A 21,973-nucleotide genomic window follows, 5' to 3' on the forward strand; every position below is an offset into this window, starting at 1 on the left:
GGTGACTACCCGTGGATTGCTTGCACCCTCCCCGAGTCGTCCTTGGGAGCGGCCAGGGCGAGGAGCCGCCGGGCCAGGGGCGCGAGGCCGGTGGACCGGAGCCAGACGGCCCGGATCCGGCGGGTGAGGTCGACGGCCGGGTCCACCGGGACCTCGACGAGGTCGCTGGCGGCCAGCTCGTCGGCGACCGCCAGGGCGCTCAGGACCCCCGGACCCTCCCCCCGGCGGGTGGCGGCCACCACCGCCGAGGACGAGCCGAGCTCCATGCGGGGCCGGACGCCACCGTAGGGGCGGAGGGCCTCGTCGAGGACTTCCCGGGTGCCAGAACCCGGCTCCCGGACCACCAGGGGGGCCTCGGCCAGCTCGGGGCCGCTGACCGGGACCCGCCGACGCGCCCAGGGGTGGGTGGGGGCCACGACGACCACCAGCCGGTCGCTGGCCACGGGCCGGCTGGCCAGTTGGGGCAGGTGGCGGTCGGTGCCCTCGACGAACCCGAGGTCAACGTGGCCGGCCACCACCTCGGTCAGGACCCGGCTGGAGTTCAGGACGTCCAGGGACAGCATGCTCTCGGGACTGCCTTGGCGGAGGGCCTGGGCCCACAGGGGCAGGAGGTGCTCGGCCACGGTGAAGGAGGCGGCGACCCGCAGGTGCCTGGTGGCCTCGGCCCGGAGACGGTCGGCCAGGGCGCCGAGCCGTTCGGCGCTGGCCAGGAGCTCCCGGGCCGCAGCCACCACCTGCTGACCCTCGGGGGTCAGGCGGGTCCCGGAGGGGTCCCGGACGAGGAGCCGGACGCCGAGGCGCTGCTCGAGGGTGGTCATGCGCATGCTGACCGCCGGCTGGGTGAGCTGGTAGCGACGGGCGGCTCGCCCGAGGCTGCCCAGGTCGGCCACCGCCACGAGCAGCTCCAGCGCCCCGAGGTCGGAGACCCCCTGGTGCACGGCCCGAGCCTACCGGGGCAGTCGCCGGCCGGCGGGGGCGGCCTCGTCGGCCCGCGGCAGGAGACGGAGCCGCCCGGCCTCGGCGGCACCGTGCCGGGGCCACTCGGCCACGAGGGCCGTCCGGTCGCCCCGGACCACGGAGCGCCGCAGCTCGAGGGGCGCACCCCTCGCCCAGGTGCGCCGCTCGATCAGCAGCGCCGCCTCTCCCCGACCGAGCCCCAGCACCCCGCGGGTGGCCGGATCGGGCACGACCGGACGGATCTCCTCTCGGCCCTCCTCGGGCTCGACCCCGCAGCGAGCCGCCAGTTCGTCGTAGAGGGCGGTGTGGGAGAAGTCGGCCTCGAGGAGCGGTCGGGCCAGCGCCGCGGGGAGCCAGGCCTGGTCGAGGGCCAGAGGGTCCTCGCCGGCCAGCCGGAGCCGTTCCAGGAAGAGAAGTGGCGCCCGCGCCGGGAGGCCGAGCTCGGCAGCCACGGCCGGGTCCCGGCGTTCCTCGAGCCGCCGGACAACGCTCGTCTGGACCACGCCCTGGGCCTCGATGACCCGGAAGAGGCTGTAGAGGAAGCCGAGCGGCTGGACCAGTGGCTGGGGCCGGACCCGGCTCCCCCGACCCCGCTCTCGCTCGACCAGGCCCTCGGCGACCAAGCGGCGCACCGCCTCCCGGACGGTCGGTCGGGACACCCCGTAGTGCGCCACGAGCTCCGAGTCCGTCGGGAAGCCGGCTTTGTAGGCCCCGGCCAGGATCCCCCGACGGAGGTCGTCGTAGACCTGGGCCCACAAGGGCACGGGACTCGCTCGGTCCACCGCGCTGGCCAGGCGGGAGCGGGAACGGACCGGGTGCGCGTCGCCCGGTGCTCTCTTCGGACCGACCCCCCCCTTGCGCCGCTCGGCCATCACCCTTATCCTCCTATCGTCAGGACATTGTAGCAAATCTGACCGTGGTCGTCGGAAATCCCACCACGCGAGATCCGAGGCGCCGGGTGCCGGGACGGTGCCGGGGAGGGGAAGGAGCAGACCGTGGTAGAGGTCGTCACGATCGAGACCCCCGAGCTCGGTGACCGGAGCTACCTGGTGCACGACGGGGAAACGGCCCTGGTGGTGGATCCGCAACGGGACCTCGACCGGGTCCTGGCCGTCGCCGAGGAAGCCGGGGTGTCGATCGGCGCGGTCTGCGAGACGCACCTCCACAACGACTACGTCACCGGCGGCCTGGCCCTGGCCCGCCAGGTCGGTGCCGAGTACCTGGTGTCGGCGGCCGACGACGTGGCCTTCCCCCGGCGAGGGGTCGCCGAGGGCGACGAGGTGAAGGTGGGCCGGTTCGTGGTCCAGGTCCTCGAGACCCCCGGCCACACCCCCCACCACCTGTCCTACCTGGTGGTCGACGACGGGCAGCCGGTGGCGGTGTTCACCGGGGGGTCCCTGCTCTACGGCACGGTCGGTCGAACCGACCTCATCGGCCCGGAGGTCACCGAGGAACTGACCCGGGCGCAGCACCGATCGGCCCGGCGACTCGTCCGAGAGCTGCCACCGGAGGTCGCTGTGTATCCCACCCACGGCTTCGGCAGCTTCTGTTCCTCGGCCCAGTCCTCGGGGGCGGCGACGAGCACGGTCGGCGACGAGGCCCGGAGCAACCTGGCCGCCCAGGTCGAGGACGAAGACGAGTTCGTGCGGGTCCTCCTGGCCGGCCTGACCGCCTATCCCCGGTACTACGCCCACATGGGCCGGCTGAACCGGGAGGGCCCCGAGGCGGTCTCGCTCGATCCGCCGGCACCGGTCGACCCCGAGGAGCTGGCCCGCCGGATCCGGGCCGGCGAGTGGGTGGTGGACCTGCGCCAGCGGCGGGCCTACGCGAAGGACCACTTAAGCGGCACGGTCGGGATCGAGATGGGCACGCTCTTCTCCACCTACCTGGGCTGGGTGGCCCCGTTCGAGGGACCCATCACCCTGGTGGGCGACCGGCCCGAGGACGTCGCAGCAGCCCGGCGCCAGCTGGTGCGGATCGGCATCGACCGGCAGCTGAGCGGGGCCGCCGTGGGCTCGTTGGACACACTGGCCGCTGGGGTCGAGCGGCGCTCGTACCCGGTGAGCGACTTCGCGGGGGTGGTGGCGGCCGGGGGGCCGGGGGCAGTGACCGTGCTCGACGTCCGCCGCGAGGACGAACGGCGGGCGAGCTTCATCGAGGGGTCGCTGCACGTCCCGCTGCAGGACCTCGAACAGCGTCTCGGCGAGCTGCCCCGGACCACTCTCTGGGTGCACTGCGCCGCCGGGTTCCGAGCCGCGATCGCGGCGTCCGTCCTGGACCGCGCGGGCTTCGACGTGGTCCTCGTGGACGACGACTTCCAGCGGGCCGCCCAGGTGGGTCTGCCCGTGGTCCCAGGCCGGCAGTAGGTTCTTCGCCGCCGGGCCGGGCGGCGACGGGGGGTCCTCGAGTCCCTGAGGGCGCCGGTCACCCACAGGGAGGTCGGGGGAGCAGACCAGCCAACACAAGGGGGAGGGAGCATGACCCAGCACTCGTCCGAGCACCACCGGGTCCTCATCGTGGGCGGCGGGACGGCCGGCATCACCGTGGCCTCCCGCCTGCTCCGCAAGGAGCAAGAGGACGTGGCGGTGATCGAGCCGTCCGAGAAGCACTTCTATCAGCCGCTGTGGACCCTGGTCGGGGGAGGCTGCGCGCCGGTCCAGGAGTCGGTCCGGCCCGAAGCCGAGGTCATGCCCCGGGGGGTGACCTGGATCCATGGCGCCGCCGCCGAGGTCGACCCCGAGGCGAAGGTCGTGACCCTGGGCGACGGTCGGCGGATCGGCTACGACTTCCTGGTCGTCTGCCCGGGGATCCAGCTCGACTGGGGCAAGGTGAACGGGTTGCCCGAGGCCATGGCGTCCCCGGAGGTCTCGAGCAACTACACCTACGAGACCGCCCCGAAGACCTGCGAGCTCATCCAGCGGACCGAGCGGGGCACCGCCCTCTTCACCATGCCGGCCGGCCCGATCAAGTGCGCCGGGGCCCCGCAGAAGATCTGCTACCTGGCCGCGGACTACTGGCGGCGCACCGGGGTGCTCTCGTCGATCCGCCCGGTCCTCGTCCTGCCCACCCCGGCCATGTTCGGCGTCCCGGAGTTCTCGAAGGTCCTCGAGCAGGTGGTCGCCCGCTACGGCATCGAGGTCCATCTGAGCTCGGAGGTGGTCGAGCTCGACCCGGCCTCGAGGACGGCGACCATCGTGGACCACGCCAACGGGGACGCCAAGACCCAGGTGACCTACGACATGGCCCACGTCACGCCGCCCCAGAGCGCCCCGGACTGGATCAAGCAGAGCCCCCTGGCCGATCCCGACAGCCCCTTCGGCTACGTGCAGGTGGACAAGAACACCCATCAGCACGTCCGGTTCCCCGAAGTGTTCTCGCTCGGTGACGCCGGGAGCACGCCGAACTCCAAGACCGGGGCGGCGATCCGCAAGCAGGCGCCGGTCGTGGTCGAGAACCTGCTGGCCGTCATGGAGGGCAAGGAGCTGCCCGCGGCCTACGACGGCTACGCCTCCTGCCCGATCACCACGGCCCGCAACCGCATGCTGCTGGCGGAGTTCGACTACACCATGAAGCCCCATCCGACCCTCCCGCTCATCGACACCCAGCGGGAGCGGTACGACATGTGGCTGCTCAAGCGCTACGGGCTGCCCTACATGTACTGGAACCTCATGCTGAAGGGCCTGGCGTGAGCCGCTGGACGGTGGACGCCGAGGCGTCCCGAATCCGACTCGAGGGCAAGTCGAGCCTCCACGCCATCCACGGCAGTCTGCGACCGGGCAGCCTGCGGGGCGAGCTGGAGGCCGAACTGGACGGCAAACAGGTCGACCTCCGCAAGCCGGTGGGCGGAGAGCTGCGCTTCCCCGTCACCGCCCTGTCGTTCGGCAACGCCATGTACGACCGGGAGCTGCCCAAGCGCCTCGACGTGACCCGTCACCCCGACGTCGTGGTGGCACTGGAGCGGGCCGAGGGGGCCGATGAGGGCAGCCTGGCTCTCGAGTTGCGCCTGAGCGTCCAAGGCACGACCGTGACCTTCCCCGAGCGGGTCGAGGTGGCGGTGGTCGACGAGGACACCCTCGAAGTCCGGGGCAGCCACCGCTTCGACGTCCGAGAACTGGGCATCGAACCGCCGAAGATGCTCGGCATGAAGGTCCACCCCGACTTCACCGTGCAAGTCGACCTGACCGCCCGACGGGTCAAGACCTGAGGAGAGGGACCCCGGTCCTCACCACCAGGGGGACGCTTCGGCAACCGGTGATCCGGGAACCGACCCGCCCCGGCGACGGTTCGTCCCTGGAGCCAGCCGACGCCGCCGGGGCACGCGACTGGCAAGACCGAGACCGCAGAGACGACAAGGAGGAGTGGCCGTGATCAAGCTCGCACTGGGGGTCGCCATCGGCTTCCTGCTGGGCGCCAAGCTCGGGGAGGCTGGGCTGGAGGACGTCCTGCAGATCGCCCAGCAGACCTTGGCCAGCGACCAGGTCGCCGACCTGGTTCGCACCGGCGCCGCAGCGCTCGGCGACGCCGTCCGCATGCTCGGCGTCGCCCTCACCGAGGAGGTGCCCGCTCGCCTCGCCGAGCGCCCGGGCGTGCACGAACTCGCAGCCTGAGGCCACCAGCCTGCCGCTGGTGCTCGGCTGGCCCTGGTCGTCACCCTCTGGCCGCCCGCTCCTCAGCGGCGCCGGACCCGCCGCCGGCGCCAGAGTGCGACGACCACCCCCAGGAGCCCCACCCCGCCGAGGAGGGGCAGCAAGCGCTTGAGGAGCGGGGAGCCGGCGGTCTCGAGCAGGTCCACCGGTTCGACCTCTCGGAGCGGGACCTGCCGACGCTCACCGGGGGCGCCGTTGCTGGTCGCCGTCCCCGCGGGGCCCTCGCCGGGTCCAGGCTGGCTCGTCGCGTGCTGCTCCCTGGCAGCCTCGTCGCCGCGGCTGCCCGACCCGACTTTCTCCGGTGCGCCGTTGCCGGCGAGGACGTCGTGTTCGAGCCGCTCGGCGAACTGGGTGAGGAGCTTGCTGCTCACGTCGGCCAGGACGCCCCGGCCGAACTGGGCGACCTTGCCGGTGATGGCCAAGTCGGTGTGGAGCTTCACCAGGGTGCGTTCCCCCCGGGGCTCCAAGGTGGCGGTGACGGTGGCCGTCGCCGTGCCCTGCCCGCGGGTGTCTCGGCCCTCGGCCCGCAGGACGGCCCGGTGCGCCTGGTCGTTGCGTTCGACGAAACGGGCCGCGCCACGGTACTGGGCGGTGATGGGGCCGACCTTCACCTTGACCACCCCGCGGTACTCGTCCCCGACCACCTCCTGGAGCTGGGCTCCGGGCATGCAGGGCGCGATGCGCTCCAGGTCGGTGAGGACCGCCCAGGCCTGGTCGACGCCGACCGGCACCTCGAGCTCGTTGGTCAGCTCCATGCCGCTCCGCCCCCTTCTCGATCGGGCCGCTCGACACCGCCGGCAGGCACGGTGCGCGAACGACGGGAACGCCCCGGTAGATTACCGGTGTCGCTATGCGAGACGTGCTCGACGAGGTGGACCGCTGGCTCTCGGCGGGGCAGGCCGTGGCCCTGGCCCGGGTGGTGGCCGTCGAGGGTTCCGGCCCCCGGGACCCCGGCGCCACGATGGCCGTGAGCGCCGAGGGCGAGGTGGCCGGCTCGGTCTCGGGCGGCTGCGTCGAGGGTGCGGTGGTGCAGGAGGCCATGGGCGTGCTGGCCGAGGGACGGCCCCGGCTCTGCACCTTCGGCTACTCCGACGAACAGGCCTTCGCTGTCGGCTTGACCTGCGGCGGCACCATTCGGGTGTTCATCGAGCCCCTGACCCCGTGAGCGAGGGCCCGCTCGAGCAGCAGGCCGGGAGCTTGGGGCGAGCCGGGTCGATGGGTCGGTGGTCCAGGGTCTGGCGGCGAGGACAGCGGGATCGGTCCGAGGGGGTGGGTCGAGGGTGCGAGCCGAGACGTTCCGGGCAGTAGCCGAGGCAGTCCGGGCCGGTGAGCCCGTGGTGGTCGCCAGCGTGGTCGAGAGCGACGGTTCAGCCCCCCTGGGAGCGGACATGGTCCTTCGTCCCGACGCAGCCCCCGAGGGCTCCTTCGGGCAGGGCGACCTGGATGCGGCCGTGGCCCGGGACGCCCTTGGTGCCCTGGACGCCGGCCGGTCCACGACCCGGCACTACGGGCCCCGGGGCGAGGCCCGGGGGCAGGCGGTGGCCGTGTTCCTGGACGTCTACGCCCCCCCGCCCGAGATGGTGGTGATCGGGGCGGTCGACTTCACCGCCGCCCTGGTCGACGCGGCGAAGCTCCTGGGCTACCGCGTGACCGTCTGCGACCCCCGACCGGTCTTCGCCACCCCCCGGCGCTTCCCCCGGGCCGACGAGGTGGTGGCGGCCTGGCCGGACCGCTTCCTCGAGGAGCGGGGCGGCCGCCTGGGCCCGCGGGACGCCGTCTGCGTGCTGACCCACGACCACAAGTTCGACGTCCCCGCCCTCCTGGCCGCCCTGCGGACCGGGGCGGGCTACGTGGGGGCCATGGGTTCGCGGCGGACCCACGCCGAGCGGGTCGAGCGCCTGCGAGAGGCCGGGGTGGACGAGGCGGGGCTGGGCCGGCTCATGGCCCCGATCGGCCTGGACATCGGTGCCCGGACCCCCCAGGAGACCGCGATCGCCATCTGCGCCGAGATCATCGCCTGTCGGACCGGCGCCAGCGGGCGTTCGTTGCGGGAGCTCGACGGACCGATCCACAAGGCGGTCGCCCCGGCGTGAGCTCGGCCCTGGGCCGACCGAACGGGACCGTGGCCGCCGTGCTGGCCGCCGGCGCCGGCAGCCGGTTCGGTGGGCCGGGTCACAAGCTGCTGGTCCCGTTCCGAGGCAAGCCGCTGGTCTGCTGGGCCCTGGAGCACGCGCTGGCTGCTGGCTTCGACGGCCTGGCCGTCGTCCAAGGGGCGGTCGACCTGCGCCCCCTGGGTCTGCCCGAGGACGTGGTCGTGCTGGAGAACCCGGCCTGGGCGGAGGGCATGGCCGGGTCCTTGCAGACCGCCGTGCGCTGGGCCCAGGGGCTTCGGGCCGAGGCCCTGGTGATCGGCCTCGGGGACCAGCCGCTGGTCTCCCCGGCCACCTGGCGGGCGGTGCGGGACGGGACGGCCCCGCTGACCTTCAGCGAGACCGACGGGGTCCGCTGCCCGCCGGTTCGCCTGGCGCGCTCGGTCTTCCCGCTCCTGCCGAGCGCCGGGGACGGCGGGGCGTCGGTCCTGGCCCGTCGCCGCCCCGAGCTGGTCGGCACCGTGGCGAGCGCCGATCCCCTGCTCGACGTCGACCGGCCCGAGGACCTCGCCCGCCTGGAACGGCTTGCGCTCGAGGCGGGAACCACGTAGAAAGCGGGCAGCGACACGGCGGAGGGGTGGCCGGTCCCACCCGCCCGACGAACACCACGGGGGGCACGAGCGAGCGAGGTACGCCGATGCCCCCTGGTGCTGTCGAACCGTCCCCTGGCCATTCCCTGGTCGAAGAGGCCCTGGCGGCCACCGTCCGACGGCCGGCCTCTCGGCCGGGGGGAACGACCCGCCGGCAGTTCCTGGCCTACGTGATCGGCGCGCCGATCCTCGTGGTGGCCGTCGACGCCCTGGGCAGCGCGCCGGCGAACGCGGCGACCAGCGGCGCCAGTGGCGGGGGCGGCCTGACGGTGCCCGCCCCCGAGGGCATCCCGAGCCTGCCCCAGCCGGCAGACGTCGTGGACCTGGGCGACCTGCTCATCTTGGCTGGCCTGCCCACCGCCAACCTCATCACCATCTCGGTCGACACCAACGGCGTGGCCCACTTCGCCATGCCTCGGCAGGAGAACGGCCAAGGCACCGAGACCGCGGTCGCCATGATCATCGCCGACGAGCTCGACCTGCCCCTGGAGCAGGTGGAGGTGACCCTGGCGCCCGCCGAGCCGAAGCTGGTCTTCAACCAGCTGACCGGCTCGTCGAACGCCATCCGATCGCTGTGGGACCCGGTGCGGACCGCTGCGGCCGCGGCCCGAGGCCGGCTGCTGGCGGCGGCGTCCGACCTGCTCGGGGAGGCCACCTCCGCCTTGACCGTCCAGGACGGGGTCGTCGTGGCCCCCGACGGTCGTCGGGTGAGCTACGGCCAGCTGTCGGGCCTCGCAGCCTCCCCCACCACCCTGGCCGTCCCGGCGACCCCCAAGGACCCCTCGACCTACCGCATCGTCGGCACGCCGGTGCCCCAGCGGGCCAACCCGGCGATCGTGACCGGCGCCCAGCGCTACGCCGTGGACCTCGACGTCCCCGGCTACCCCACCATGGTCCGCCGCGCCCCGACCATCGGCGGCCGACTCCTCTCGTTCACGAACCGGGCCGCGGTCGAGGCCATGCCCGGCGTGCTGCGGGCCGTTCCCCTCCCCTTCGGGGTGGCGGTCATCGCAAGGACCTTCGGCCAGGCCATCGACGGGGTCGACGCCGTCGAGGCCACCTTCAGCCCCGGGCCGGTGGCCGACCAGAGCAACGCCACCGTCCGCCAGGCCCTGATCGAGGCTCCCGTGGTCCCCTTCCTGCCCGCAGCACCCCTGGCCCGGACGTTGGCCTTCGACTTCGACTGGGCGCCGGTGAACCACGCTCCTATGGGCACGAACATGGCCGTCGCCGACGTCCGGGACGACTCGGCGACCATCTGGGCTCCCCTCCAGACCCCCATCGCCGCCCTGGAAGCCATCGCCGAAGCGGTCGGCCTGCCCCCCAGCGCGGTGGTGGTGAACGTCGTGCGGGGCCCGGGATCCTTCGGCCGGACCCTGTTCTTCGACGCCGCCCTGGAGGCGGCCCAGATCTCCAAGGCAGCCGGCTTGCCGGTCCGGCTCATGTGGCACCGAACCAACGACATGCGCCACGGCCGGGCCCACCCCCAGGCCCACCACCGGATCCGAGCCACCCTCCTCGGTGACGAGGTCCTGGCGTTCGAGCACCGGGTCACTTCGGTCACTACCGATGTGTCCCCGGGCCTCGGCGAGGCCATCACGGCCGGCCTGGACCGGACCGGCCTCGGCAAGCTGGGCTTCAGCCAGACGCTGTTCGAGACCACCATCACCTGTCCGTACAACTTCGGGGTGGTCACGCAGCTCCTCACCGAGGTGCCCCTGGCGTTCAACACCGACAGCTGGCGGTCGGTCTTCTCCTACAACACCCGGGGGGCCGAGGAGATCGTGGTCGACCAGATCGCAGCCGCCCTCGGCCAGGACCCGGTGACGTTCCGGTTGGGCTTCCTGCAGAACGACCGTCAGCGGGCGGTGGTGGAGAAGGTGGCCGAGGTCGGGGGCTGGGGACGGTCGCTGCCCGCGGGGGTGGCCCAGGGGATCGGCTTCCACCAGGAGTACCAGTCGTTCTGCGCCGTGCTGGTCGAGCTCGACACCCGCAATCCGGCCCTCCCTCGCGTCACGAGAGCGGCTGTCGCCGTCGACGTGGGGCTGCCGGTGAACCCCTTGTCCCTCGAAGGCCAGATGCTCGGCGGCCTGACCGACGGCATCTCGCTGGTCCTCCAGATGGGCAACCACGTGGAGGCCGGCCTGCCCGTGGAGTCCGGCTGGGGCCACTTCAAGTTCATCCGGCAGGACCAGGCCCCCCGGGAGGTCACCGTCGTGGTCATGCCCCGCAGCACCGACCGGCCGGGCGGGGCTGGGGAGCTGGCCGTGCCCGCTGCCGTCGGGGCCGTGGCCAACGCCTGGGCCCGGGCCACGGGCACGGTGCCGACCAGCTTCCCGATCATCGACCCCACCATCGGCTGGGCGCCCCCGCCGCCGGGCCCGGTGCCCGTCGAACCCCTCCAGCCCCTCCCGGACCCCCGCCGCGACCCGTCCGAGCTCTACGACTACTGACCGCCGATCCCGACTCGGGACGAAGGAGGACCCATGAGCGGCGCCACGCCCGCCCAGACCTTCCGTTTCACCCTGAACGGCCAGCCCGTCGCCGTCACCTGCCCCCCGGATCTCCGGGTGCTCTGGGTCCTGCGGGACCTCCTCGGGGTGACCGGCCCGAAGTACGGCTGCGGGCTCGACGAGTGCCGGGCCTGCACCTGCCACGTCGACGGGGTGGCCTTCGCCACCTGCTCCACCCCGGTCTCGGCCATCGAGGGCCGCTCGGTGACCACCATCGAGGGTTTGGCGGCGACCTGGCCGGGCGGTGGTCTCCACCCGGTGCAGCAGGCCTGGCTGGAGCTGGACGTCCCCCAGTGCGGCTACTGCCAGGCGGGCCAGATCATGATGGCGGCTGCCTTGCTCGCTCAGGTCCCCGACCCGACCGACGACGACATCGACCAGATCCGCAACGTCTGCCGCTGTGGGACCTACGTCCGGATCCGCCAGGCCATCAAGCGGGCGGCCGAGCTGCTCCGCCAGGGGTCCTCGTCGGCTTCGGGCTCCTAGCCCTCGGCCCGACCAGGTGGTAGCGGCCCCCGGCCCTCAGGTCGGTGGCTCCAGGAAAACCTCGGGACCGAGCTCCCGGAGCGAGGCGCGCCCCAGCAGCACCATGGTCCGGGTCAGCTCGGCGGCCAGCACCCCGAGCAGGTCCTCGACGGCCGGCTGACCGCCGGCCGCCAGAGCCCAGAGGTAGGGGCGGCCGATCAGGACGGCCCTGGCCCCAAGGGCGAGGGCGCGGACCACGTCGCTGCCCCGGCGGATGCCCCCGTCGACCAGGACCGGCGCTCGGTCCCCGACGGCGGCCACGACGCTCCGCAGGACCTGGGCTGTGGCCGGGGCGCCGTCGAGCTGTCGGCCCCCGTGGTTCGACACCACCAGCCCGTCGGCTCCCGAGTCCAGCGCAGCGCGGGCGTCGCTCGGTGTGAGGATCCCTTTCACCAGCAGCGGTCCTTGCCAGCGTTCCCGGACCCACGCCACGTCGGCCCACGTGAAGGGGGACGCCAGACGGGAGATGGTGCTGGCGGCCGCCAAAGGACCCCGTCCCGGTCCGCTGCCCGGCCCGGCCGGTCGAGGCGACCGCAACAAGGAGACCCCGTCGGCCAGCATCCGCAGCGCCCAGCCTGGCCGCGCCAGGACCTGGGGGCCGAGGGCGATGGCCTGACGGGCGTCCAGGCGCAGGGGCGGGACGACCCCGTTGCGCCGGTCGCGTTCCCGGTTCCCGAGCGCCGGGGTGTCCACGGTCACCACCAGGGCCTCGTAGCCCGCGGCCCCGGCTCGTTCGACCAGTGCCGCCGCCTCGGCGCGGGTCGGCGCGTAGAGCTGGAACCACTGCCGGCACCCGGGGGCGCGAGCCGCCACCTCCTCCAAGGGCGACCCGGCCACGGCGCTCAGCACCGCCAAGGTGCCCGCGGCGGCCGCGGCCCGGGCCGCCCCGGCCGGGCCATCGGGGTGCAGGAGCCGGGCCAGCCCGCAGGGAGCCAGGAGGATCGGCAGCGCCAGCCGAGAGCCGCAGAGCTCCGTGCCCAAGTCGACGTCGGTGATGCCGGTCCCGAACCGTGGCACGAGGGTCAAGGACCGCCAGGCGGCCTCGTTGGCCGCCATGGTCCACTCGTCGTCTGCCCCGCCGTCGACGTAGTCGAAGACCACCCGGGGCAGGACCCGGCGGGCACGGGCCCGCGCGTCGGCCACCCCGACCAGGGGTCGCCACCGCTGACCGGCGGGCCCGGCCCAGGTGGCGAGCAGGCTGCCCAGGCGTCGTGCGCTCACCGCCCGACCGCCCCCGCCGCCTCGGCCCGGACCCCCGCTGCTCGCTGGCGCCGCCCCATCGGCTCCCTCTCCACCACCTCGTCCTCGACCCCGGCCCGCGGGCGACCGTAGCGCGCCACGGCCGGGTCCGGGGACCGCCACCGCCACGCCACGCGTGACCCACGGCACGATCATGCTCACGCAATGTGCTTGACGTTTGGCAACTTGTGCGCTACTGTCCGTTCAGGGGATGCGCCGCCGGTCTGCCGGGCAGTGGCGAGTGTCCCTCGCAGACAGGTGGGGGCGGAACCGCCGTCGGGGGTGCGTGGGGCGCACGGAAGCAACGGTGGCGGTCAAGGAGGGAGACCGGATGAGGCTTGTTCCACTGCGGTGGCTGGTCGGCGTGGCGTCCGTGCTGCTCGTGGCCGGCGTCGTGGCCCTGGTGCTGGTCGGCGGGAGCCACAGCCCCACGGTGACCGCCTGCGTGAGCGCGACGAGCGCCCACTGCGTCCGGGTCTCGCAGGCGCAACTGGACTCCACGAACACCCCGATCTCGGCGATCGGCGGCCTGCTCGTCGGACTGGTGCTGGCGGCGGTCGCCGGGGCGGTGGCCGGGTGGCGGCACCTCCGGCGGCGAGCGGCCTTCTCCGGGGCCGGCGAGGACCGTTGAGCCGACCGTCGCGCCAGGTCTCCTCGTCTCCTTCCCAGCTGGGGGTTTAGACTCCGTCCGTCGGTCGGACGGCGGACCGTTCGACCCGCAGGCCGGCGGACCCCCCGAATCCAGCGGAAAGGAGCGGTGGCATGGCCGGGTCGGGTGCCGACCACAACGGCCCGGCCGTTGCGGTGTCGTCGCTGGGCAAGCGCTTCGGGACGGTCGAGGCGCTGCGGGACGTGTCCTTCGAGGTGGCCCGTGGCACGGTCCTCGGGCTCCTGGGTCCGAACGGTGCGGGCAAGACGACCACGGTCCGCATCCTGACCACGTTGGTGCGCCCCGACCGGGGCCAGGCGACCATCGAGGGGTTCGACGTGGTGCGACAGGCCGGCGAGGTGCGCGAGCTCATCGGCCTCGCTGGTCAGAGCACGGCCATCCAGGACGAGCTGACCGGCCGCGAGAACCTCGAGATCATCGGACGCCTCGCCCACCTCGGCCGCCGCCGGGCACGGGCGCGCGCCGAGGAGCTCCTGGAGCGCTTCGGCTTGGCGGAGGCTGCCGACCGTCGGGCCAGGACGTACTCCGGCGGCATGCAGCGGCGCCTGGACCTGGCGGCCAGCCTCGTGGGCGCTCCGGCGGTCCTGTTCCTCGACGAGCCGACCACCGGCCTGGACCCCAAGAGCCGGCTCGACCTCTGGGGGGTCATCCGGGAGCTCGTGGCCGGGGGAACGACCTTGGTGCTCACCACCCAGTACCTCGAGGAAGCCGACGCCCTAGCCGACGAGGTGGTGGTGGTGGACCACGGCACGGTCATCGCCGCCGGCACCCCCGAAGCCCTGAAGGACCGGGTGGGCGGCGCCGTCCTGGAGTTCGCCGTCGTCCCGGCGGCCCGCCTGACCGAGGCGGCCGAGCTGCTGATCGGGGTGGGCGACGGACCGCCGGTCCTCGACGAGCAGGAAGCCCGCCTCAGCCTGCCTCTTGGGCGGGCCGGTACCGCCGCCGTCGTGGCGGCTCTTCGCCGCCTGGACGAGGCCGGGCTGACGATCGACGGCCTGGCCCTGCGCCGCCCCTCGCTCGACGATGTCTTCTTGACCCTGACCGGCCACCGGGCCGAGCAGGCGGTGGGGCCGGAGCTTCGGCGATGAGTGCCACGCCGGTCCGGGACCCCGGCCTGCGCCCGCCACGGCCGCCCGCGGGTCCGTCGCCCCGGCCGGGTCAACGCAGCGGACCGCTTCGTCGGCTGCGGGTGGCTCTGGGGGACGCCCTGACCCTGACCCGCCGGGACATGCTGGTCTGGACCCGGGTGCCGACCTTCGTCCTCTTCAGCGTCATCCAGCCGGTGATGTTCGTGCTGCTGTTCCGCTACGTGTTCGGCGGGGCGATCCATGTGCGGATCCCGGGCGGCTACGTGAACTACCTGACGCCGGGGATCATCGGGCAGAGCGCCGCCTTTGCCTCGTTCTCCACCGCTCTCGCCCTGGCTCGGGAGATCCAGCGGGGGGTGGTGGACCGCTTCCGGGCCATGCCCATGGCCCGCTCCGCGGTGCTGGTGGGCCGTCTGCTGGCCGACGGGGTCCGCTTGACGGTCACCATGCTCATCCTCCTGGCGGTGAGCGTGGCGGTCGGCTTCCGGTTCCGGACGGGGCCCGGGGACGCCATCGGCATGGTGGCCCTGGCGGTGGCCTTCGGCCTGGCCATCTGCACGGTGGCGGGCTTCATCGGGCTGGCCATCCGGGACGAGGAGGCCGTGGGGACCTTCGGGCTCATCTGGCTCTTCCCCCTGACCTTCGTGAGCTCGGCCTTCGTGCCCGTCCAGTCCATGCCGGGCTGGCTGCAGGCCTTCGCCAAGAACCAACCGGTGACCATCGTCATCGACGAGCTGCGAGCGCTGGCGGTCGGCGGCCCCCTGGTGCTCCACGGCTGGGAGAGCGCCGTCTGGCTGGCCGGCATCGTCGGGGTCTTCGTGCCCCTGGCCGTCCGGGCCTATCGCCGGGCCTGATCCCCCTCGGCGCTAGCTGCGGGGCACCGGCCAGCCCCGGGCCTCGGCCACCTCCCGGCAGGTCGGGCACAGGGGATAGCGCTTGGGGTCCCGACTGGGCACCCACACCTTTCCGCAGAGGGCCACGCACGGGGTGCCGTTCACGATGGCCTCGGCGACGGTGCCGAAGCGCTCGTCGACGATGTGGGCCATGCGCTCGTGGTCGCCGTCCTCGCTCGGGGTGGTCGTCCGGGGCTCGACCCGCTCCTCGGGCAGCACCTCGATCTGGCTCACGCTTCGTCCCTCCGGCTGCGTCGGGACCCGTCGGTCAGACCGACAGGGGCTGGCTCTGGACGGTCACGAGGCTACCGATGTGGAGATAGGGCCAGACGACCTTGGCCGTCGGCACCGGCAACTCGACGCAGCCCAGGCTCTGCGGGAAGCCGTAGGAGGCCCGGACAAAGCCGTGCACGGCGTCGCCGCCGTTGAAGTAGCTGATCCAGTGCACCGGGTCGGCGTAGGGCGTGCCGTCGGGGTTCACCCCCCGCATGATCTGGAACTGCAGCCGCAGGTAGACCGGGTAGGTGCCGGTGTCGGTCGGGGTCTGGGGGATGCCGGTGTTGGCCAGCGAGGTGAGGACCACCTGGCCGTTGTGCCAGAGCACGAGCTGCTCGGGCAGGGACTCCGTGACGTCCACCCAGCTGTAGCCGTCCGGGTTGACCTTGTTCTCCAATGCGGCCTGCGCCAGGGTCGGCCACAGGAGGGGGTTGGCGAACCCGACCGGGTCGAGGCCCTCGACGTGCTCGAAGTTCATGATCGCCCCGCGGGTCATGACCGAGTCGCTGCCCTGCACCCAGAGCGCCTGCAGCCCGCTCGGGGTATTGGCCCAGCGCCAACCGAAGCTGCCCGACGGCGGGTCGGTGGCGAGCGCGTCCTGCGCGGCCAGGGTGGTCGGGGTGGTCTGGCCGGGGCTCGGGGTCCAGGTCAGGGGCAGGTAGCCGAGGGACGCGAGGAGCTGCTGGGCCCGCAGGACCGACCCGTCGACCGTCTCGAGCTGGACCTGCCGTCCGCTCCCCTGCTCCGTCCCGGCGAACTCGACCGACCTCGGGAGCTCGACGTCGAGGGTCTGGTTCGGCCAGATCGCCCCGGGGGCGGGGACGAACGCCAGGGTATTGGGCCCCTCCTCCCGCCAGTGCCCGGCCGGATGCGTGTCGGCCTTCGCCACGGTGATCACCGGCTGCCGGTTCCCGAAGAGGGTCCGCAGCGGCTCGGAGAAGCTCAGGACGATCGGCTGCCCCGGGGTCAGGTCCGGGGTTCCCGGCGCCGGGGTGACGAAGGCCATGGCCCCCTGGCCGGCGAAGACCGTCACCGTCTGCGGGCTGGTCGACGTCTCCCAGGGCATCTGGGCCTCGACCTGGACGCTGGCGGCTCCCCGCGCCGCCAGGGCGAGGTCGAGGCTCACCGAACGGCTCGGCGCGGCCAGCCGCACGGTGCCGCCGGTCCCGTCGCCCGACCACCGGACCACGCCGACCGGCTCCTGGAAGCTCACGGTCGGGTGGGCGCCAGGCTGCACGAGCACGACCTGGCTGGCCACCCGGGGTGCCGGCGTGGTCAGGGTGATCCTGCTCGTTCGGGTACTGCCGGCCAGCCACGACAGCCACCCGGGGACCCGGGCGACCGCGACGACGGTCACCGGACGGCCAGCGGGCAGGGCAGCGGTCGGGACCAGCTGGCCGCGGCGGTCGACCAGTGGGACCGTCCGCCCCTCGACCGTGGCGCTTGCCCGGGCGAAGCTGGTCCCCGAACCGCGCAGCTCGAGGGTCGCGAGCCCGGTCGTCCCCCGGCCGAGGCTGGCACGGGGCCAGAGGACCACAGCGAGGAGCACGACGACCCCGGCGACCACCAGGACCCCGGCCCCGAGCAGCAGCCAGCGCCCCTGGCGGTACCACGCGGTGCCGCCTACGGGACGTCCTCGGCGGAGGTGCCGCCCACCGGGCCCACCGGGGTCGGTCACGCTCGGTCGGCTGAGCACTTCGGTCACGACGCCCCCTGCCTCGCCCCAAGCCTTGCCCCGCCCCCTCGGGAGGCGGCGCCGCCACCGGCAGTCGGGCCCGCCGGTACCCCCTCCAGGGTAGTGCCTGGCCGGTCCGGATCGCGGTCAGGGCCTTGGCCTCCCTGAGCGCACCGGCCCTGCCGGGCGATGCGGCCAGCCGAACCCCTACGAGTCGGCCGGCCCACTGCCCAGGGTGACCACCCGAACGGCGACGGTGCAGTCGAGGTGGGCGAGCTGTTCGAGGAGCTCGTCGGGCCAGCCGCAGGAGATGTCGGCGATGAGGTAGCCGATCTCCCCTTTCGTGCCGAGGACCTCCCCGTCGATGTTCACCCCGAACGACCCGATGAGGGAGTTCACCTGGCCCAGGACGCCGGGGACGTTGCGATGGACGTAGAGCAGCCGGCAGCCGCTGTCCGGGGCCGGCAGGCTGAGCCCCGGCAGGTTCACGCTCAGCGTCGTGGTCCCCTCGGTCAGGTAGCGGACGAGCTTGCCGGCGACGAAACCCCCGATGTCCTGCTGGGCCTCCTCCGTCGAGCCGCCGATGTGGGGGGTCAGGATGACGTTCGGCAGGCCCCGGAGCTCGGACTCGAAGGGTTCCCCGGGCCCGGCGGGCTCCTTGGGGAAGACGTCGATGGCCGCCCCGGCGAGGTGGCCCGAGACGAGGTGCCGCCGAAGGGCTTCGTGGTCGACGACGAACCCGCGGCTGAGGTTGAGGAAGATGCTGCCCGGCCGCATCCGGGCGAACTCCTCCTCGCCGAAGAGCTGGCGGTTCGCCGGCCGACCGTCGACGTGGAGAGTCACGATGTCGACCGACTCGAGCAGTTCGTGGAGGGAGCCGCAGGGCCGCGCGTTGCCGATGGCCAGCTTCTCGGCGGTGTCGTAGAAGAGGACCTGCATCCCCATGGCTTCGGCCACCACCGAGAGCTGGCTGCCGATGTTGCCGTAGCCGACGATGCCGAGCCGCCGACCCCGGACCTCGTGGGCACCGGTGGCCGACTTGTCCCACACCCCGGCGTGCATCTTGGCGTTCTTGTCGGTGAGCTGGCGGGTCAGGGCGATGATCTCGCAGATGGCCAGCTCCACCACGCTGCGGGTGTTGGAGAAGGGTGCGTTGAACACGGCCACGCCTCGCTCGGTCGCTGCAGGCAAGTCGATCTGGTTCGTGCCGATGCAGAAGGCGCCGAGGACGGCCAGACGCGGGGCGGCCTCGAGCACCCGGCGGGTCACCTGGGTCCGAGAGCGGATGCCGAGCACGCTGACGTCGGCCAGCCGCTCGACCAGCTGGTCCTCGGAGAGCGCGCCGCGCTCGGTCTCCACCTCGAACCCCGCTCCCCGGAGCACGGCCACGGCGTCGGGGTGGATGTTCTCCAGCAGCAGGGCCCGCCGTGGGCCGGCCTCGTGGCCTCGGTCGCCGTCGGTCATCTCGCCTCCTCAGGGGACAGGGCCTTTCCCTGTCCCTCGTCGTCGAGGTTAGGCACCCCGGGCCCGCCCTCGACAGTTTTCCCGACCTCTCCAGTCGACAATGTCGAGAATATGGGCGCGGCGGGGAGGAGGACGCCCGGGTTCAGGATCCCGGCCGGGTCGAGGGCCCGTTTGAGGGCGGCCATGGCGGCCAGTTCGGCGGGGGAGCGCGACAGGTGGAGCCACGGGACCTTGGCCCGGCCGATGCCGTGCTCGGCGCTGATGGAGCCCCCGAAGCGGGCGACGAGGCGCAGGACGGCGTCGTCGACCCGGTCGTCGTCGGGAGGCGGCCCAACCACATTCACATGGAGGTTCCCGTCGCCCACGTGGCCGAAGAGGACCAGGGTGGCGTCGGGGGCGACCCGAGCCACGACCCCGCGGACCTCGGCCTCGAAGGCGGCCAGCTCGGCCAGGGGCAAGGTGACGTCGAGCTTGTGGGCCACCCCCACGGTGGCCACCGCCTCGGTGTGCCGCTCGCGGTAGGCCCAGAGTCGGGCAGCCTGGCCGTCGTCGAGGGCGACGGCGGTGAGCTCGTCGTGGACCCCGGGGTCCCCGATCAGCGGTTCGAGCAGAGCGAGGGGCTCCTGCTCCCCTTCGAGCTCCACGACGAGCAGGGCCGGTGGCTCCCGACCGGGGAAGGGGGGTGGCAGGCCGGCGGCCCGACAGACCAGGGCCACGCCCTCGGCGAAGCAGAGCTCGACCGCCGACAGGGGCGCGCCGGCTCGCCGAAGACGGCCCACCAAGGCCACGGCGTCGGCGGTGCCGCCCAACCCGACCAGGGCCACCGCCCGCGACCGGGGCTGGGGATGGAGCCGGAGCCGGACGGCCGTGACCACCCCGAGGGTCCCCTCGGCCCCCACCAGGAGCTGGGAGAGGTCGTAACCGGTGTTGTCCTTGAGCAGGCCCCCGAGGCGGGAGACGACCGACCCGTCCCCGAGGACCGCTTCGACCCCCACGACCTGGTGCCGCATGGGGCCGTAGCGCAGCACGTGCAGGCCCCCGGCGTTGGTCGCCACCATGCCGCCCACCGTGGCCGAGCCCCGGGCGGCGAGGTCCACGCCGAAGCGGAGCCCGGCGTTCCGGGCCGCCTCCTGGACGGCCTCCAGGGTGGCACCGGCACCAGCGGTCAGCTGGGCAGCGTCTTGGTCGACCGGCCCGATGGCGTCGAGACGGCGGGTCGAGAGCACGAGGGGAGCCGGCCGGTCCCCCTCGGGGGGCGGGGGCACGCTGCCCCCGACGAGGCCGGTGTTGCCGCCCTGGACCACGAGGGGCACCTCGGCAGCGGCACAGGCCCGCACCACGGCCGCCACCTCCTCGGTGCTACCCGGGCGGACCAGCCCGCTGGCCGGGCCCCGGAAGCGGCCGGTCCAGTCGACGCTGGCCCCGGCCAGCACCTCGGGGTCCACGAGCACGTGGCGCTCCCCGAGCGCGGCCTTGAGCTCGGCCAGGAGACCGGCGGGCAGCGAACGGGGCGGCGGCACGGCGCCGGAGCCTACCGGCTGGGTCCCGACCCCCCCGGGATCGGGGTCGGGGAGGCCTCGACGAGGGGACGACGGGCCTCCCCGAGGACCAAGGGGGCCAGCAGGCCGAGCACGTCGGCCGGCCCGAAGGGAAGGCGACGGGTCCACGACAGCTCGAGGCCCCCGGCCCGGAGCGCTGACGGGGTGTCCCGGTCGAGGTGGCAGCCGCCGGCCACCTTCGACCACAGGGGCCCCAGGCCCGCCTGGACACGGGCCCGGGCCGGCCTCGGGGAGCGGACGTGCTCGACGAAGCGGAAGACCCCTCCGGGGCGCAGGACCCGCCGGATCTCGGCCACCACGGCGGGCAGGTCCCCGACCGAGCAGAGGACCAGGCTGCTCACCACGGCGTCGACGGAGCCCTCGGCGAGGGGCAGGGCCTCCCCGACCCCGGCGACCACCACGACCCGCTGGGAGACCCGGGCCGCGGCCTGCTGGGCAGCGGCCCGCAGGAGCGGCTCGGGCTCCAAGGCCACCACCGCCTCGACCTCGGCCGGGTAGGCCCGAAAGGTGCTGCCCGGGCCGGGGCCGAGCTCGAGGACCCGCCCCTCGAGGCCCCGGAGGAGGCGGCGGTGGCCGGGTGCTGCCCCCAAGCGCTCCGCGGTGCGACAGAGGGCCAGATAGGTCCGGGCGAAGCCCGGGTGCTCCAGGGAGCGCGCCACGGCAGCATCCTCCCACGTCGTCTCGCCCGCCGGCGGCCCAGGAAGCCTCCTTCGGCGATCCGTCCGGTAGCGTCGGGGCCGAGGCCGAAGCCGCCGGATGGGAGGCAGGGGCAGATGCGCCGGTCAGCGGACGGGGCAGGAGCCCTGGGAACCTTGCGGCGGTTGGTGCCGCCCAGCCACCGGCTCTTCGCCGTGTTCGAGGACCGAGCGGCCGCCGAGGAGGCCCTGGCCGGGGCGGCGGCCGCCGGGGTACTCGACACCCGGGGCTGCTGGTGGTTCGACGGGCAGGAGGGAGCCCGCTTCCTGGACCCCACCGAACCGATCCAGGGCCTGACCGGCGCCCTGCTCCGGGTCATGGTGTGGGTCTTCTCCACGAACGTCGAGTACTTGACCATCCTGGCCGACGCCCTGCGGGGCGGTCGGACGGCCGTCGCCGTGCCGGTCCGGGGCCAGGACGCGGCCGACCGGGCAGCCCGCTGGCTGTGGTTCGGCGGGGGCGAGGCCTTCGCCTACACCACCCACTTGAACTACGTCCCGGTCCAGCTCTGAGCTGGCCTAGGGCCCGCCTGGTCCCTCGGGTGCCGACTGGTCCCGGGGCTGCTGGTACCAGGCCACCGTGAACGCCAGCACGAGGGGAACGTCGACGGCGAAGACCACCAAGGTGGCGACGAGGACCCCGAGGACCCCACCGCTCGTGTGATCCTTCACGAAGACGAAGACCAGGATGGCGGCGAAGGCTGCGTAGGCCACGAGGGCCCAGCGGACCACCTGCCGGAACCGTCCCCAGTCCATGCGCCGGGCCCGACCCAGGGTCACGAGGGCCAGGCCCGTGAGGAGCGCTCCGGTGGCCACCAGCCCGATCGCCGGCGCCAGCGGGGGGCGGCCCGGCAGGGACGACGCGAGGTAGATCCCGCCGGCCAGCATGCAGACCACCGAGGCGACCACCAGCTCGGCGACCGGCGGGGGCCGCCGGGTCAGGACGAACGGCAGGGGCGGCTCGGGTGGGAGGGCGCTCTCTTCGGGGCCCGGCGTGCCAGGCGCCGCGGGGCCGGTCACGTGGCCAGCCTCG

General features: G+C 73.8%; 21 protein-coding genes and 2 pseudogenes. 12 read left to right on the forward strand and 11 right to left on the reverse strand.

The genetic code is table 11. The features are described from left to right. Positions 1-5 precede the first annotated feature (5 nt). Both Acit_RS04430 and Acit_RS04435 read right to left on the reverse strand, forming a co-directional pair. A complete protein-coding gene (locus tag Acit_RS04430) occupies positions 6-938 on the reverse strand; it encodes a LysR family transcriptional regulator (RefSeq protein ID WP_248106135.1) in 933 nt (310 codons plus the stop codon). Positions 939-947: 9 nt separating this feature from the next. Beyond that, on the reverse strand, positions 948-1,829 hold the full coding sequence (locus Acit_RS04435; RefSeq protein WP_248106136.1) for a GntR family transcriptional regulator: 882 nt from the start codon (positions 1,827-1,829) through the stop codon (positions 948-950). A 123-nt stretch (positions 1,830-1,952) separates the two neighbouring features. On the opposite strand from Acit_RS04435, the gene Acit_RS04440 reads away from it, so the two are divergent. The 4 genes from Acit_RS04440 to Acit_RS04455 all read left to right on the forward strand — a co-directional run bounded on the left by Acit_RS04440 (position 1,953) and on the right by Acit_RS04455 (position 5,564). Continuing rightward, complete coding sequence (locus Acit_RS04440; protein ID WP_248106138.1) at positions 1,953-3,323, forward strand: MBL fold metallo-hydrolase; 1,371 nt, start codon at positions 1,953-1,955, stop codon at positions 3,321-3,323. Between the two features lie 111 nt (positions 3,324-3,434). Beyond that, on the forward strand, positions 3,435-4,646 hold the full coding sequence (locus Acit_RS04445) for an NAD(P)/FAD-dependent oxidoreductase (RefSeq protein ID WP_248106140.1): 1,212 nt from the start codon (positions 3,435-3,437) through the stop codon (positions 4,644-4,646). Further along, complete coding sequence (locus Acit_RS04450) at positions 4,643-5,161, forward strand: YceI family protein (RefSeq protein ID WP_248106142.1); 519 nt, start codon at positions 4,643-4,645, stop codon at positions 5,159-5,161. Before Acit_RS04445 ends, Acit_RS04450 begins: the two co-directional genes overlap by 4 nt. Before the next feature lie 160 nt (positions 5,162-5,321). Next, complete coding sequence (locus Acit_RS04455; protein WP_248106143.1) at positions 5,322-5,564, forward strand: hypothetical protein; 243 nt, start codon at positions 5,322-5,324, stop codon at positions 5,562-5,564. 62 nt (positions 5,565-5,626) lie between these two features. Here the strand turns inward: Acit_RS04455 and Acit_RS04460 are convergent, their stop codons facing one another. Next, positions 5,627-6,358 (reverse strand): SRPBCC family protein, encoded by a 732-nt coding sequence (locus Acit_RS04460; protein ID WP_248106145.1) that lies wholly within the window; start codon positions 6,356-6,358, stop codon positions 5,627-5,629. Between the two features lie 95 nt (positions 6,359-6,453). On the opposite strand from Acit_RS04460, the pseudogene Acit_RS04470 reads away from it, so the two are divergent. The 4 genes and pseudogenes from Acit_RS04470 to Acit_RS04485 all read left to right on the forward strand — a co-directional run bounded on the left by Acit_RS04470 (position 6,454) and on the right by Acit_RS04485 (position 11,342). Continuing rightward, positions 6,454-7,696: pseudogene (locus Acit_RS04470) on the forward strand (XdhC family protein). After that, positions 7,693-8,304, forward strand: coding sequence for a nucleotidyltransferase family protein (locus Acit_RS04475; RefSeq protein WP_248106151.1), 612 nt, complete (start codon positions 7,693-7,695; stop codon positions 8,302-8,304). Before Acit_RS04470 ends, Acit_RS04475 begins: the two are co-directional and overlap by 4 nt. 86 nt (positions 8,305-8,390) lie before the next feature. Next, positions 8,391-10,796 (forward strand): molybdopterin cofactor-binding domain-containing protein, encoded by a 2,406-nt coding sequence (locus tag Acit_RS04480; RefSeq protein WP_248106161.1) that lies wholly within the window; start codon positions 8,391-8,393, stop codon positions 10,794-10,796. Between the two features lie 33 nt (positions 10,797-10,829). Further along, positions 10,830-11,342 (forward strand): (2Fe-2S)-binding protein, encoded by a 513-nt coding sequence (locus Acit_RS04485; RefSeq protein ID WP_248106163.1) that lies wholly within the window; start codon positions 10,830-10,832, stop codon positions 11,340-11,342. A gap of 36 nt (positions 11,343-11,378) precedes the next feature. On the opposite strand, the gene Acit_RS04490 is transcribed toward Acit_RS04485, so the two are convergent. After that, a complete protein-coding gene (locus tag Acit_RS04490; protein ID WP_248106164.1) occupies positions 11,379-12,602 on the reverse strand; it encodes an alpha-hydroxy acid oxidase in 1,224 nt (407 codons plus the stop codon). After that, positions 12,599-12,721 (reverse strand): hypothetical protein, encoded by a 123-nt coding sequence (locus tag Acit_RS13495; protein WP_312709571.1) that lies wholly within the window; start codon positions 12,719-12,721, stop codon positions 12,599-12,601. The genes Acit_RS04490 and Acit_RS13495 overlap by 4 nt, the downstream gene beginning before the upstream one ends. A gap of 230 nt (positions 12,722-12,951) precedes the next feature. Here Acit_RS13495 and Acit_RS04495 point away from each other — a divergent pair, with 230 nt between their 5' ends. From Acit_RS04495 to Acit_RS04505, 3 genes are all read left to right on the forward strand, one after another. Beyond that, complete coding sequence (locus Acit_RS04495; protein ID WP_248106167.1) at positions 12,952-13,251, forward strand: hypothetical protein; 300 nt, start codon at positions 12,952-12,954, stop codon at positions 13,249-13,251. Between the two features lie 131 nt (positions 13,252-13,382). Next, a complete protein-coding gene (locus Acit_RS04500; protein ID WP_248106169.1) occupies positions 13,383-14,378 on the forward strand; it encodes an ATP-binding cassette domain-containing protein in 996 nt (331 codons plus the stop codon). After that, the gene (locus Acit_RS04505; protein ID WP_248106171.1) at positions 14,375-15,232 is read left to right on the forward strand and encodes an ABC transporter permease; all 858 of its coding nucleotides are present in this window, start codon (positions 14,375-14,377) and stop codon (positions 15,230-15,232) included. The genes Acit_RS04500 and Acit_RS04505 overlap by 4 nt, the downstream gene beginning before the upstream one ends. A gap of 12 nt (positions 15,233-15,244) precedes the next feature. On the opposite strand, the gene Acit_RS04510 is transcribed toward Acit_RS04505, so the two are convergent. The 5 genes from Acit_RS04510 to Acit_RS04530 form a co-directional block, all read right to left on the reverse strand. Further along, the gene (locus Acit_RS04510; RefSeq protein WP_248106173.1) at positions 15,245-15,505 is read right to left on the reverse strand and encodes a DUF3039 domain-containing protein; all 261 of its coding nucleotides are present in this window, start codon (positions 15,503-15,505) and stop codon (positions 15,245-15,247) included. Between the two features lie 34 nt (positions 15,506-15,539). After that, the gene (locus Acit_RS13500) at positions 15,540-17,252 is read right to left on the reverse strand and encodes a L,D-transpeptidase (RefSeq protein WP_248106179.1); all 1,713 of its coding nucleotides are present in this window, start codon (positions 17,250-17,252) and stop codon (positions 15,540-15,542) included. A 177-nt stretch (positions 17,253-17,429) separates the two neighbouring features. Continuing rightward, the gene (gene serA / locus Acit_RS04520; RefSeq protein ID WP_248106180.1) at positions 17,430-18,686 is read right to left on the reverse strand and encodes a phosphoglycerate dehydrogenase; all 1,257 of its coding nucleotides are present in this window, start codon (positions 18,684-18,686) and stop codon (positions 17,430-17,432) included. Further along, the gene (locus tag Acit_RS04525; RefSeq protein WP_248106181.1) at positions 18,683-20,206 is read right to left on the reverse strand and encodes an FAD-binding oxidoreductase; all 1,524 of its coding nucleotides are present in this window, start codon (positions 20,204-20,206) and stop codon (positions 18,683-18,685) included. Before Acit_RS04525 ends, serA begins: the two co-directional genes overlap by 4 nt. 11 nt (positions 20,207-20,217) lie before the next feature. Next, positions 20,218-20,904, reverse strand: coding sequence for a class I SAM-dependent methyltransferase (locus Acit_RS04530; RefSeq protein WP_248106182.1), 687 nt, complete (start codon positions 20,902-20,904; stop codon positions 20,218-20,220). Between the two features lie 114 nt (positions 20,905-21,018). On the opposite strand from Acit_RS04530, the gene Acit_RS04535 reads away from it, so the two are divergent. Further along, positions 21,019-21,453: a hypothetical protein gene (locus tag Acit_RS04535; protein WP_248106183.1), complete on the forward strand. Its 435-nt coding sequence runs from the start codon at positions 21,019-21,021 to the stop codon at positions 21,451-21,453. A gap of 6 nt (positions 21,454-21,459) precedes the next feature. On the opposite strand, the pseudogene Acit_RS04540 reads toward Acit_RS04535, so the two are convergent. Beyond that, positions 21,460-21,973 (reverse strand): annotated as a pseudogene (locus Acit_RS04540) (hypothetical protein); the annotation flags it as partial.

The organism is Aciditerrimonas ferrireducens, from assembly GCF_023130475.1.
Classification (GTDB): domain Bacteria; phylum Actinomycetota; class Acidimicrobiia; order Acidimicrobiales; family UBA8190; genus Aciditerrimonas; species Aciditerrimonas ferrireducens.

Bases quoted from the DNA above. Each gene is read 5' to 3' on its own strand.
- Acit_RS04435 (WP_248106136.1), bottom strand. From the start codon at position 1,829: ATGGCCGAGCGGCGCAAGGGGGGGGTCGGTCCGAAGAGAGCACCGGGC.
- Acit_RS04445 (WP_248106140.1), top strand. From the start codon at position 3,435: ATGACCCAGCACTCGTCCGAGCACCACCGGGTCCTCATCGTGGGCGGC.
- Acit_RS04460 (WP_248106145.1), bottom strand. From the start codon at position 6,358: ATGGAGCTGACCAACGAGCTCGAGGTGCCGGTCGGCGTCGACCAGGCC.
- Acit_RS04480 (WP_248106161.1), top strand. From the start codon at position 8,391: ATGCCCCCTGGTGCTGTCGAACCGTCCCCTGGCCATTCCCTGGTCGAA.
- Acit_RS04485 (WP_248106163.1), top strand. From the start codon at position 10,830: ATGAGCGGCGCCACGCCCGCCCAGACCTTCCGTTTCACCCTGAACGGC.
- Acit_RS04495 (WP_248106167.1), top strand. From the start codon at position 12,952: ATGAGGCTTGTTCCACTGCGGTGGCTGGTCGGCGTGGCGTCCGTGCTG.
- Acit_RS04500 (WP_248106169.1), top strand. From the start codon at position 13,383: ATGGCCGGGTCGGGTGCCGACCACAACGGCCCGGCCGTTGCGGTGTCG.
- Acit_RS04505 (WP_248106171.1), top strand. From the start codon at position 14,375: ATGAGTGCCACGCCGGTCCGGGACCCCGGCCTGCGCCCGCCACGGCCG.
- serA (WP_248106180.1), bottom strand. From the start codon at position 18,686: ATGACCGACGGCGACCGAGGCCACGAGGCCGGCCCACGGCGGGCCCTG.
- Acit_RS04535 (WP_248106183.1), top strand. From the start codon at position 21,019: ATGCGCCGGTCAGCGGACGGGGCAGGAGCCCTGGGAACCTTGCGGCGG.